General features: G+C 39.5%; 10 protein-coding genes. 9 read left to right on the forward strand and 1 reads right to left on the reverse strand.

Going from position 1 to position 12,376, the window contains the following annotated elements; translation table 11 throughout:
• Positions 1 to 36: 36 nt before the first annotated feature.
• Genes ACH3PA_RS03370 through ACH3PA_RS03400 form a run of 7 tightly spaced genes read left to right on the forward strand, consistent with a single transcriptional unit; the run spans position 37 to position 8,208 of the window.
• Positions 37 to 2,286 (forward strand): glycoside hydrolase family 3 C-terminal domain-containing protein, encoded by a 2,250-nt coding sequence (locus tag ACH3PA_RS03370; RefSeq protein ID WP_416440353.1) that lies wholly within the window; start codon positions 37 to 39, stop codon positions 2,284 to 2,286.
• A 16-nt stretch (positions 2,287 to 2,302) separates the two neighbouring features.
• A complete protein-coding gene (gene uxaC / locus ACH3PA_RS03375; RefSeq protein WP_416440351.1) occupies positions 2,303 to 3,745 on the forward strand; it encodes a glucuronate isomerase in 1,443 nt (480 codons plus the stop codon).
• A complete protein-coding gene (locus ACH3PA_RS03380; protein ID WP_416440349.1) occupies positions 3,735 to 4,769 on the forward strand; it encodes a PfkB family carbohydrate kinase in 1,035 nt (344 codons plus the stop codon). Before uxaC ends, ACH3PA_RS03380 begins: the two co-directional genes overlap by 11 nt.
• A 32-nt stretch (positions 4,770 to 4,801) precedes the next feature.
• Complete coding sequence (locus tag ACH3PA_RS03385; RefSeq protein ID WP_416446673.1) at positions 4,802 to 5,473, forward strand: bifunctional 4-hydroxy-2-oxoglutarate aldolase/2-dehydro-3-deoxy-phosphogluconate aldolase; 672 nt, start codon at positions 4,802 to 4,804, stop codon at positions 5,471 to 5,473.
• A complete protein-coding gene (locus ACH3PA_RS03390) occupies positions 5,470 to 6,447 on the forward strand; it encodes a TRAP transporter substrate-binding protein (protein ID WP_416440347.1) in 978 nt (325 codons plus the stop codon). Before ACH3PA_RS03385 ends, ACH3PA_RS03390 begins: the two co-directional genes overlap by 4 nt.
• Positions 6,447 to 6,917: a TRAP transporter small permease gene (locus ACH3PA_RS03395; protein ID WP_416440345.1), complete on the forward strand. Its 471-nt coding sequence runs from the start codon at positions 6,447 to 6,449 to the stop codon at positions 6,915 to 6,917. The genes ACH3PA_RS03390 and ACH3PA_RS03395 overlap by 1 nt, the downstream gene beginning before the upstream one ends.
• Before the next feature lie 4 nt (positions 6,918 to 6,921).
• On the forward strand, positions 6,922 to 8,208 hold the full coding sequence (locus ACH3PA_RS03400; RefSeq protein ID WP_416440343.1) for a TRAP transporter large permease: 1,287 nt from the start codon (positions 6,922 to 6,924) through the stop codon (positions 8,206 to 8,208).
• Here the strand turns inward: ACH3PA_RS03400 and ACH3PA_RS03405 are convergent.
• Positions 8,173 to 9,240, reverse strand: coding sequence for a LacI family DNA-binding transcriptional regulator (locus ACH3PA_RS03405; protein ID WP_416440341.1), 1,068 nt, complete (start codon positions 9,238 to 9,240; stop codon positions 8,173 to 8,175). The genes ACH3PA_RS03400 and ACH3PA_RS03405 overlap by 36 nt on opposite strands.
• 310 nt (positions 9,241 to 9,550) lie before the next feature.
• Here ACH3PA_RS03405 and ACH3PA_RS03410 point away from each other — a divergent pair, with 310 nt between their 5' ends.
• Both ACH3PA_RS03410 and xylA read left to right on the forward strand, forming a co-directional pair.
• Positions 9,551 to 11,038 carry a xylulokinase gene (locus ACH3PA_RS03410; RefSeq protein ID WP_416440339.1) on the forward strand — a complete coding sequence of 496 codons (1,488 nt, stop codon included), beginning with the start codon at positions 9,551 to 9,553 and terminating at the stop codon, positions 11,036 to 11,038.
• An 11-nt stretch (positions 11,039 to 11,049) separates the two neighbouring features.
• Positions 11,050 to 12,375: a xylose isomerase gene (gene xylA / locus ACH3PA_RS03415; RefSeq protein ID WP_416440337.1), complete on the forward strand. Its 1,326-nt coding sequence runs from the start codon at positions 11,050 to 11,052 to the stop codon at positions 12,373 to 12,375.
• The last annotated feature ends 1 nt before the right edge of the window (position 12,376 follow it).

Here is a 12,376-nt window from a genome sequence, read left to right on the forward strand (position 1 = left end):
TTTAGCAAAAATCAGCTTGTATCAACCTAAATATATATGAAAAAAACACTATTCTGTCTGTTAGGAAGTTTTCTTCTCCTACTATCCTGCGACACAAAAAAACAATCGGAAAAAGGTGATCTAGCCTATAATTTTTCAACAAATACCTCAGCACCCGACTTTCCGTTTTACGACACTTCGCTTTCAATAGATGAGCGGGTGAACGATCTTATCTCGCGTCTTTCTTTAGAAGAGAAAGCGATGCAAATGACGCATAACACACCGGCGATTGAACGGTTGGGAATTCCGCCTTACAGTTACTGGAATGAGGCTTTACACGGTGTAGGCCGCGGTGGTATCGCAACGGTTTTTCCTCAGGCAATAGGCTTAGGCGCCACTTTTGACAGTGATCTTGCGTTCAGGGTTTCGTCAGCAATTTCAGATGAGGCACGCGCTATGCATAATGCCGCTAAAGCGAAAGGTTATCATAAGCAATACGGCGGACTCACATTCTGGACGCCTAATATTAATATATTCCGTGATCCACGTTGGGGACGCGGTCAGGAAACTTACGGCGAAGATCCTTACCTCACTTCTATTTTAGGTACTTCGTTTGTAAAAGGCTTACAGGGCGACAATGATAAATATTTAAAAACTGCCGCTTGCGCGAAACATTTTGCGGTACATAGCGGTCCTGAAAAGTTGCGTCATGAGTTTGATGCCGTGGCTTCTAAAAAGGACATGTGGGAAACTTATCTGCCAGCTTTTGAAGCCCTGATAGAAGATGCGCATGTAGAGGCTGTTATGTGCGCGTATAACAGCACAAATGGCGAACCTTGTTGCGCAAACAAATATTTGATCTCTGATGTATTAAGAGACAAATGGAATTTTAAAGGGCATGTACTTAGCGATTGCGGAGCTATACAAGATCTGTACAATCAGGAAAATGGCCACGGTACTGTGCAAACAAAAGCTGAAGCAGCAGCACTTGCCGTAAACAGCGGCGTTAGTCTAAACTGTGGTGATACTTATCCTGCGCTGCCGGAAGCTGTAGAAAAAGGCTTTATTACCGAAGAAAAGATAGACAAAGAACTTGCGATTTTACTGCGCACAAGATTTAAACTTGGTTTATTTGATCCTGCCGGAAGCAACCCGTATGATAATATTTCTGGCGATGTGGTTAATAGTGATGAGCACAGAGCTCTTGCTAAAGAAGTAGCACAAAAAGGAATTGTCTTATTAAAGAATAACGGCACGCTTCCGCTTAAAAAGGATTTATCTAAATACTTTGTAACCGGCCCAAATGCTGCAAATACAGATATTTTATTGGGTAATTATTACGGTGTCAATCCTAAGCTCGTAACTGTACTAGAAGGTATTGCCGCAAAAGTTGACCCGGCAAGCCAGTTGCAATATCGCATTGGCGCACTACTTGATCGCGATGCTGTAAATCCTATCGACTGGGCTTCAGGAAATGCCGGGAACAGCGATGCTACAATTGCAGTATTAGGAATTTCAAGCCTACTGGAAGGTGAAGAAGGAGAATCACTGTCATCAGCTACTTTTGGTGATCGTCTTGATTATAATATTCCGCAGAATCAAATTGATTACCTGCAAAAACTACGTAATGCTGCCGGAGATAAACCTGTCATCGCAGTGGTTACAGGCGGCAGCCCAATGAATTTAGCCAAAATAGATGAACTGGCAGATGCCGTTCTTTTAGTGTGGTATCCCGGTGAAGAAGGCGGTACTGCAGTGGCAGATATTCTCTTTGGTGATATTTCGCCATCAGGCAGACTACCTATTACATTTCCAAAATCTTTAGATCAATTGCCTGCCTATGAAGATTACACCATGAAAGGCAGAACCTATAAATATATGAATGCAGAGCCGCTTTACCCGTTTGGCTATGGATTGAGCTACACGACATTTTCTTATTCACAGCCTGAAGTCTCTACAACCACATTTTCAAAAGACGAAACGCCAACTGTAAAGGTTACTGTTACAAATACCGGCAAAACAAAGGGAGATGAAGTGGTACAATTGTATGTTACCGATGTAAAAGCTTCGGTAGATGTACCCAACTTTCAATTGTACGGAACCAAACGTATTACGTTAGAACCCGGAGCTGCTCAGGAAGTTTCTTTTAAGATCACGCCGCAAATGCTCGAGCTGGTCAATAAAGACGGGGAGCGTGTTCTGGAAAACGGGGATTTTAAAATTTACATTGGCGGGTCAAGCCCCATGCCCAGAAGTTTTGACCTGGGAGCGCCAAAAATGGCCGAAACAACCCTTAAATTGCAATAAGCACTTATACTTAAAGATGATGGAGACGACAAGTTTTATTCATGATGATTTTCTTTTGGAAAATGAAACCGCCAAAGCATTATATCATGATTTTGCCAAACAACAACCTATTATAGATTACCATTGCCACCTTCCTCCGGATGAGATCGCAAATGACCGGAAGTTTGAAAATATGACGAAACTCTGGATAGAAGGCGATCATTATAAATGGCGTGCGATGCGCAGTCTGGGTGTTCCCGAAAAATTCATTACCGGAAAAAGTTCTGATAAAGAAAAGTTTGATAAATGGTCGTATACCATTCCGTATACCATGCGCAATCCACTTTTTCACTGGAATCAACTGGAACTAAAACGGTATTTTAATGTTGACGAAATTTTGACTCCGGAGAACGCTTCTGCTATTTATGAGCATTGCAACAGCTTATTGCAAAAGCCTGAATTCTCTGCCCGCGGACTCATAAAACAAATGAACGTAAAGGTAGTGTGTACCACAGACGATCCACTGGATGATCTGGCTCATCATAAAAAAATAGCAGAGTCTGACACTGATGTACAGGTTTTCCCCACTTTTAGACCAGACAGCCTGATTTTCATCGAAAAAGTTGACTTTACAGATTATCTTTCTACCCTTTCACAGATTACAGATATTGAGATCACAGATGTAGAATCGCTTAAGGCCGCCATCAAAAAGCGTGTTGATTATTTTCATGAACATGGCTGCCGACTTTCAGATCACGGTTTACCACATGCTTATGGAGAATCTTTTACAGAGGAAGAAATAAACAGCATTTTAAAAGACAGAATCGAGGAGAAAAACCTGTCAAAAAAGGAGATTTTTAAGTATAAATCGGCGATTTTATACTATTTAGGCTGCTTTTATGCCGAAAAAGACTGGGCAATGCAATTGCACCTTGGCCCTATACGCGATACCAACAAGGCATTACTGGAAAAAATAGGAATAAACGCAGGTGTAGACAGTATTGGCGACTTTCAGCAAGCGGAACAATTGGCTCAATTTCTTAACAATCTGAATAACAACGGCAGTTTACCGAAAACCATCCTCTACAATTCAAATCCCGTAGACAATGAGGTTTTCGCCACAATGGCGGGTAATTTCAGCGGTGAAAATATAAAGGGAAAAGTTCAGTTTGGCGCAGCCTGGTGGTTTTTAGATCAAAAAGATGGCATTACAGACCAGATAAACGCACTTTCTAACATGGGACTTTTAAGTTGCAGCATAGGAATGCTGACTGACAGTCGTAGTTTTGTGTCTTACCCGCGTCATGAATATTACAGGCGTATTTTGTGTAATATCTTAGGAAATGACATAGAAAAAGGAATTCTACCAAAAGATATGAAATGGTTTGGGAAGATTGTTGAAGACATTTGTTATAAAAATGCCAAAGAATATCTTAAATTTCCCAATATTATTTCGAAACAATTAAATAATGTCATCTAGCACTTCCGGTAAGAAATTAAAAAAAGTTGTAACATTTGGTGAGGTTCTCCTTCGTTTGTCACCTCCTGATAATCTTCGTTTAAGTCAGGCAGATACTTTCTCTGCAGTTTATGGCGGCAGCGAATTAAACGTTGCCATCTCACTTGCAAATTTTGGTTTGCCTGTAGATTTCGTAACACGTTTACCGGAAAACAAATTAGCCAAAAGCGCCGTGATGGAAATACACAAATATGGTGTTTCTTCAGAAAATATAGTTTATGGCGGGGATCGCTTAGGTCTTTATTTTATTGAAGTAGGCGCCGGCTTACGCGGAAGCAGCGTTGTTTATGACAGGCAGTTTTCGGCAATGACAACCATTGAAAAAGGAATGATTAATTGGGAAGAAGTATTTGCAGATGCGCAGTGGTTTCACTGGTCTGGGATTACGGCTGGTATTTCAAATTCTGCGGCAGAAGTTTGCTCTGAAGCTATTGAAGTTGCAGAAAAAATGGGCTTAACCATTTCTACAGATTTCAATTACAGAGCCAATTTGTGGAAGTATGATAAGAGTCCGCAGGAAATTATGGAACCCATGATAGCCAAATGCGATGTTGTTTTAGCTGGAGAATATGCCTGCGCTCAATATTTTGGTATCAAACCTATTCACTCACATGTACATCAATCACTCGCACAACAACTTGAAAGCAGGTTCCCGAAATTAAAATATGTTGCGATCACGCATCGCGAAATGATTAGTGCCACACATAATAAATGGTCTGCTGTTCTTTATAATAAAAAAGAGGAGTTATTACATTCAACGGTTTATGATATAACTGATATTGTAGATCGTATAGGCGCGGGAGATAGCTTTATGGCAGGCTTGATCTATGGGTTGATCGCGCTTGATGATGATCATAAAGCACTTGATTTTGCAGTGGCTGCATCTGCTTTAAAACACACCATTTACGGTGACGCAAATCTTGCTTCTGTAGAAGAAGTAGAAAATCTTACAGACGGAGATCTGGGCGGGTTAGTTAAAAGATAAATTGAATAAAATAATAGCTGGTTATTAGCAGAATTATGGAATATACAAGAATAGAAGTTGCTTTAAAGATGGAAGAAATTGGGTTTGTGCCTCTTTTCTACCATGCTGATGCTGAAATTGCAAAAAAAGTGGTGAAGGCCTGTTATGATGGCGGTGCCCGGCTATTAGAATTTACGCACAGAGGGCTTTTTGCCCAAGATGTGTTTCATAAATTAAGCACCTATTGCGCTCAGGAATGTCCTGAAATGATATTAGGGGTAGGGTCTGTTACAGATGCCGCTACTGCATCCTTGTATATGAACATGGGCGCTCAATTTATAGTTACTCCGGTTTTCAGGGAAGACATTGCCAGGGTTTGTAACCGCAAAAAAATACTTTGGGCTCCGGGATGTGGCTCCTTAACTGAAATTGCCACAGCAGAAGAATTGGGTTGTGAAATCGTAAAATTGTTCCCGGGAGCTATTTATGGACCTGAGTTCGTAAAAGCTGTAAAAGCACCTCAACCATGGACTAAAATTATGCCTACAGGAGGTGTAAATGCAACTAAAGAAAATTTAACAGATTGGTTTAAAGCTGGTGTAACCTGTGTGGGCTTAGGGTCTCAGCTAATTACCAAAGAAATAGTCAACAATGCCGATTACGCATCTCTTACTGAAAAAACAAAAGAGGTCCTCGCTATCATAAAAGAGATCAAGAAGGCATGAGATTAAAGTTCTTCTTGATTCCATGTATATTATTGCTGCTTTTTTCCTGTGAAAAAGCTACCGATACGAAAACGATTAAGTTAGCACACAGCTTAAGCACTAATCACCCTGTGCATGAAGCAATGGTTTATCTGGCAGATCGAGTGGCTGAAAATTCAGATGGAAAATTACAAATTGAAATATATCCTAATAGTCAGTTAGGCTCTGAAAGACAATGTCTTGAACTGCTGCAAATAGGCAGTTTGGGGATGACCAAAGTTTCAGCCGCGGTTATGGAGAACTTTTCGCCTGATTTAAAGGTTTTTGGCTATCCTTATCTTTTTAGGGATAACGAGCATCGATTTAAAGTCTATGATGGACCGATAGGTCAAAAATTGTTACTTGAAGGAGAAGAGTACTGGCTACGCGGACTTACCTATTTTGATGCCGGAAATCGCTCATTCTACACGAAAAACACTGAAATTGATAAACCTTCTGATCTTGAAGGGCTAAAAATAAGAGTGATGCAAAGTCCCACAGCTATTAACCTCGTTAAAAGTTTTGGTGGTGCTCCTACTCCTATTTCATGGGGAGAATTATATACAGGACTACAACAAGGAGTTGTGGATGGGGCTGAGAATAATTTGCCCAGTTTTTACACCTCAAAACATTATGAAGTCTGTAAATATTTAACGCTGAATGAGCATACTGCAATCCCTGATATTCTGGTGATAAGCACAATAATCTGGAAAGATCTAAATGCTGATGAAAGAAAATGGCTGACTGATGCTGTGGCAGATGCTACTGTTTACGAACGCAAATTGTGGCACGAATCAGAAATTGAGGCACTTGACGCTATAAAAAAAGCTGGCGTTCATGTTACATATCCAGACAAGGAATTGTTTAAAGAAAAATCTGAAAAAATGATTGAAGATCTTAAAACAGAGAATCCCAGATTGTATGATCTGGTTGAAGAAATTAAAGAAGTTAAGTAATGCGATCTAAACTCGATAAAATTCTAGAATGGGTGCTGGCAGTTCTACTTGGCTCGATGACACTGGTTGTACTCTGGGGTGTTTTGACTCGCTATGCTTTTGGCAGTCAAAGTTCATGGACAGATGAGTTGGCGCGTTTCTTCCTTATTTGGGTAGGAATTTTGGGAGCAGCATACGCCTCAGGCAGAAACCTGCATATTGCTATAGATCTTTTACCTCAATACCTCAATCCTAAAAACAAGAGAAAACTAGAAATATTTATCGCCTCTTTAGTAGTAATTTTTGTTACCGCTGTTTTCATCGTGGGTGGTATCCGCTACGTATATATATCATTTATACTTGGCCAGGCATCTGCGGCTCTAGACATTTCTATGGGTTACATCTACCTCGTTTTTCCTATTGCAGGGGCTTGTATAATCTACTACAGATTAAATGACCTTTATCACTATTTAAGCACTCCCAATAAATAATTTAATGGAAATTACCATACTCGTTCTCGCCTTTGTAATCCTTATAGCCTTACGGGTTCCAGTTGCATGGAGCATAGGTATTTCAGGTTTGCTTACTATTTTAATAAGCGTCAAAACCATACCTGCTTTAACTACAGTGGCACAACGTGTTATTACAGGATTAGATAGTTTTTCGCTTTTAGCGATACCATTTTTTATTCTGGCGGGTCATATTATGAATAAAGGCGGAATAGCTAAACGGCTTATAGAATTTGCCAAAGCTCTGGTGGGCTCGCTTCCTGGTGGCCTCGCACATGTAAATATTGTAGCTGCAATGCTTTTTGGCGCAATTGCAGGATCTGCAGGTGCAGCAGCGGCAGCCATAGGAAGCTTCATGTCTGATCAGATGGAAGACGAGGGCTACGACAAAAACTATGGTGTGGCCGTAAACGTTACCTCAGCAACCACCGGATTGTTGATTCCTCCCAGTAATATTTTTATAATTTATTCACTTGCCAGCGGCGGAGTAAGTATAGGGGCACTATTTTTAGCCGGCTATATTCCGGGGTTATTAACCGGATTTATGCTTATGCTTGTCGCTTACATCTGGGCGAAAAAGAAAGGGTACCCAACCGCACAACGCAGTAATTTTAGAACCATCGCAAAATCATTTATAGGGGCAGTCCCCAGTTTATTTCTATTAATCGTTATTATTGGTGGAATAGTAGCCGGAATATTTACCGCAACCGAAGCCTCTTCTGTAGCCGTTCTGTATTGTTTTATTCTTGCATTTCTCTATAAGGAAATCAAAATAAAAGATATTAAACCCATACTCGTAGAATCATCTGCAACAATTGCTATTGTAATGCTGCTTATTGCCATGTCTATTGCGATGTCGTGGGTCATGTCTTATGAGAATATTCCGCAGACGGTAACAGATGCCTTGCTTAGCTTAAGCGATAATAAAATAATGGTTTTAGTACTTATAAACCTGATTTTGCTTTTTGTAGGCATTTTTATGGATATGACACCGGCGGTTTTAATCTTCACTCCTATATTTCTTCCCGTAGTCACTGCTCTAGGCATTGATCCCGTTCATTTTGGGATTATAATGGTACTTAACCTTTGTATTGGTTTATGTACTCCACCCGTAGGTGCGGTATTATTTATAGGTGTGAGCGTAGGTAAAACTTCCATTCAAAAAGTGATCAAGCCTTTGTTACCACTTTTCGCAGCCATGCTTGTCTCTTTAATTTTAATTAGCTTGTTTCCGGAATTAAGCCTTTGGTTGCCCCACTTTTTTGGTTTCTAAACAGGGAATTCTTTGAGACGATTCTCTAATTACCAGTTTTGTATTGAGAATGGTCACTTCAGATATGCTCTCATCATAGGTTTCTGTAGAATGTTCTAAAACTCTTGACGCAGAAATATTGCCCATTTTAGTAGCAGGATGAGTAACAGTTGATAGTCCGGGATCAACAATAGATGCGATAGGATCATCATTAAACCCAATGATCGCAAGATCCTGAGGTATTCTTACTCCATGTTTTTTAGCATACATAATTGCACTAACCGCTGCGGTGTCGTTTGAAGAAAATATACCATCTGGCGGATTTTTCATCTTCAGGAGTGTTTTTGTGGCCTTTTTACCCTCTTCAAAACTTAAAGTTTCAAATTCAACAATAAGATCTTCTTCTATAGGCAAACCATATTCGGTTAGAGCTTCTATATAACCTTTCTTCCGCTCCTCATAAACATTGCGGTGTTGCGCACCGGCAAAATGTGCTATGCGCTTGCAACCCTGCTCTATAAGGTGCTTGGTCGCCATATATCCTGAAGAATAATTGTCTATTATAACTCTGTAGGATGTGAAATTTTCAGGAACCCTGTCTACAAATACAATAGGAATACCCTGATCTACAAATTGCTGAAAATGCCCATAATCTGTAGTTTCCATAGCAAGTGAAACTACAAGACCACTTATTCTGCTATCATAAAGCGCTTTGGCATTATTGATCTCATTCTCGTATTTATCGTTGCTTTGACTAATAATCACATTATAGCCCGCCTTTCTGGCTCGTTCTTCTACCCCACTAATCAATGAAGAAATAAACGGTCTGTTGATGCGAGAGATCATGATACCTATTGTATTACTGCGATTATTGCGCAGACTTGCGGCTAATGAATTAGGACGATAGCCCATCTCTTTAGCTGCATCTTGTATGATCTTTACCGTCTTCTTACTTATACTACGATTGTTGTTTAAAGCTCGTGAAATCGTAGAGGGTGAGTAATTTAACGCTTTAGCAATATCATAGATGGTAATCTCTTTTTTAATACTCATGTAGTGTAAATAAGTGCATCAGCCCGCAAATAGTAGTATGAACGGTAACTTTCAAGACATCTAAAATAGTTTAAATAAAAATTATATAAAATCTTTGCAATAGGTAAATGCTAAAAATTGCATAAATTAAGCAGCTTTTTGACATCAAGAGGCGATTTTTTCGCATATAAATTAACACTTCCGTAAAAAAAGAAGTGCAGTGAATGATTATTCACAACCCGGTTGAATATAAAATAAGATTTATCTTCATGCAATCGATTTCGTTATTTATATTTGAAAAACTTTTAACCTTAAGCCACCTTAGTAATTTATGTTTTGGATAGGATACGATATTGGCAGCTCATCAATTAAAGCTGCTCTCATTAATGAAGAAGACGGAAGTACGCATGGCATTGCTCAATACCCTGAAAAAGAAATGCCCATAGATTCCCCAAAAATTGGCTGGGGAGAGCAAGACCCAAACATGTGGTGGGAGAATCTTTGTAAAGCGACCGCAAAACTCTTAAAAGATACTTCTGTCTCTGCAGACGATATAAAAGGTATAGGTATCTCTTACCAAATGCATGGTCTTGTATTAGTAGATAAGGATCTTGAGGTTTTACGCTCATCTATAATATGGTGTGACAGCCGCGCGGTAGAAACAGGGAACATCCTTTTTGAAAAAAGTGGAAGTGAAAAATGTGTTGAGCGTCTTTTAAATTCGCCAGGCAACTTCACTCTTTCAAAATTAAAATGGGTAAAAGATAATCAACCAGAGATCTACGAGAAAATTTATAAATTCATGCTTCCCGGTGATTTCATTGCCATGAAACTTTCCGGGAAATGTGTAACCACCCCGTCTGGACTTTCTGAAGGTATCACATGGGATTTTAAAGATAATGCGTCTGCAGAATGGCTTTTAAAAGATGCCGGGATCGACAGTAACCTTATACCAGAGATATTACCTTCATTTGCTAATCAGGGAGAAGTAAATAGCGCAGCTTCTAAACAAACAGGATTGCCCAAAGGTATTCCTATTATGTACAGAGCGGGTGACCAACCCAATAATGCCATTGCTTTAAATGTGTTGAACCCCGGTGAAGTTGCTGCTACAGGTGGTACTTCTGGTGTGGTGTATGCAATATCAGACAGAGTAAGCACAAAAGAGAGTACGCGCATCAATAGTTTTGCGCATGTTAATCACACTGCAGATGCGCCTCGTATAGGTAAAATGCTTTGTATTAATGGTACCGGAATTCAATATAGCTGGGTGCGTAATCAACTTACTGATAACCTGCCTTACGGCGAAATGAACAAAATGGCATTAGAGGTACCAATAGGTTCAGAAGGATTAAGAATTCTACCTTTTGGTAATGGCGCAGAGCGCATGCTCAATAACAATAATGATGGTGGTCGCATATTAAACCTCAACTTTAATATCCATAAAAAGCAACACATTTTTAGAGCAGCTCTTGAGGGTATCGCTTTTTCATTTGTGTATGGCCTTGAGATTTTAAAGAATGATGGGGTTGACCTTTCTACTATAAAAGCAGGAAATGATAATTTATTTCGCTCAGAGATATTTTCTAATACGATCTCCACATTAACCGGAAGTGAAATAAAAATAGTTGAGACAACCGGTGCTGTAGGTGCAGCACGAGCAGCCGCTTACGCCGCAGGAGATTTTAAATCTTTTGATGAAGCTGTTGCAACAGATGAAGTACAATTTACTTACAAGCCTTTAGCAGATAAAGAACCTTATCAAAAGGCTTATGACTTATGGAAACAAGAACTAACTGAATATATTAATCGATTTTAAATATAAAAATTATGACTACCCTAGGTGACAAGGAATACTTTAAAGGTATTGATAAAATTAAATTTGAAGGGAAAGAATCTACTAACCCGTTAGCCTTTAAATATTACGACGCAGACAAAGTGGTTGCAGGCAAGACCATGAAAGAACATTTTAAATTTGCCATTGCCTACTGGCATACATTCACAGGTACAGGAGGAGATCCTTTTGGTGCTCCTACACAAAATTTTCCCTGGTTAACAAATAGTGATCCTATTCAGCAAGCCAAAGATAAAATGGATGCTGCCTTTGAATTTATTACTAAAATAGGTGCAGAATATTACTGTTTTCACGACTTTGATCTTATCGCAGAAGGCAGCTCTCTTGAAGAGTCTGAAAAGAGATTGAACATCATTACAGATTATGCTCTTGAAAAGCAAAAAGCTTCCGGAGTAAAATTACTGTGGGGTACAGCAAATTGCTTTAGCAACCCACGTTATATGAACGGTGCTGCAACTAACCCAAACTTTGATGTTCTTGCTTATGCAGGTGCACAGGTAAAAGGCGCGCTTGATGCTACAATTAAATTAGGCGGTGAGAATTACGTTTTCTGGGGTGGCCGTGAAGGTTATATGTCTCTTTTAAATACAGACATGAAACGTGAGCAGGATCACATGGCTCGCTTTTTACATTCTGCAAAAGATTACGCACGCAAACAAGGATTTAAAGGGACCTTCTTTATAGAGCCTAAGCCTATGGAACCTTCTAAACATCAGTATGATTTTGATGCTGCAACTGTTTTAGGTTTCCTTACTAAATATGATCTATTAAACGATTTTAAATTAAACATAGAGGTTAATCACGCAACGCTTGCACAGCACACTTTTGAGCATGAATTACAAGTTGCTGCAGATAACGGACTTCTGGGTAGTATTGATGCTAACCGCGGTGATTATCAAAACGGTTGGGATACAGATCAGTTTCCTGTAGACGTTTATGAGCTTACTCAGGCGATGATGGTTATTCTTCAGTCTGGTGGTATACAAGGCGGCGGCGTGAATTTTGATGCAAAAATTAGAAGAAACTCAACAGATCTTATCGATATCTTCCACGCGCATATAGGTGGTATGGACGTTTTTGCAAGAGCACTTATTAATGCAGATGCTGTGCTTGAGAAATCAAACTACAAGCAGATGAAAAAAGAGCGTTATGCTACTTTTGACACCGGTGCAGGTAAAACTTTTGAAGAAGGAAAATCAACTCTTGAAGATCTTCACGCTTACGCGAAAAGTCATCAGGATATAAAACCTGAAAGCGGTCAACAAGAACTTTATGAGAATATAATCAATCAATTTAGTTAAT

Origin of the sequence: Leeuwenhoekiella sp. A2 (genome assembly GCF_047946655.1) — a bacterium.
Taxonomy (GTDB): Bacteria; Bacteroidota; Bacteroidia; order Flavobacteriales; family Flavobacteriaceae; genus Leeuwenhoekiella.

Bases quoted from the DNA above. Each gene is read 5' to 3' on its own strand.
- xylA (WP_416440337.1), top strand. From the start codon at position 11,050: ATGACTACCCTAGGTGACAAGGAATACTTTAAAGGTATTGATAAAATT.
- ACH3PA_RS03390 (WP_416440347.1), top strand. From the start codon at position 5,470: ATGAGATTAAAGTTCTTCTTGATTCCATGTATATTATTGCTGCTTTTT.
- ACH3PA_RS03405 (WP_416440341.1), bottom strand. From the start codon at position 9,240: ATGAGTATTAAAAAAGAGATTACCATCTATGATATTGCTAAAGCGTTA.
- ACH3PA_RS03410 (WP_416440339.1), top strand. From the start codon at position 9,551: ATGTTTTGGATAGGATACGATATTGGCAGCTCATCAATTAAAGCTGCT.
- ACH3PA_RS03370 (WP_416440353.1), top strand. From the start codon at position 37: ATGAAAAAAACACTATTCTGTCTGTTAGGAAGTTTTCTTCTCCTACTA.
- uxaC (WP_416440351.1), top strand. From the start codon at position 2,303: ATGATGGAGACGACAAGTTTTATTCATGATGATTTTCTTTTGGAAAAT.
- ACH3PA_RS03400 (WP_416440343.1), top strand. From the start codon at position 6,922: ATGGAAATTACCATACTCGTTCTCGCCTTTGTAATCCTTATAGCCTTA.
- ACH3PA_RS03395 (WP_416440345.1), top strand. From the start codon at position 6,447: ATGCGATCTAAACTCGATAAAATTCTAGAATGGGTGCTGGCAGTTCTA.
- ACH3PA_RS03380 (WP_416440349.1), top strand. From the start codon at position 3,735: ATGTCATCTAGCACTTCCGGTAAGAAATTAAAAAAAGTTGTAACATTT.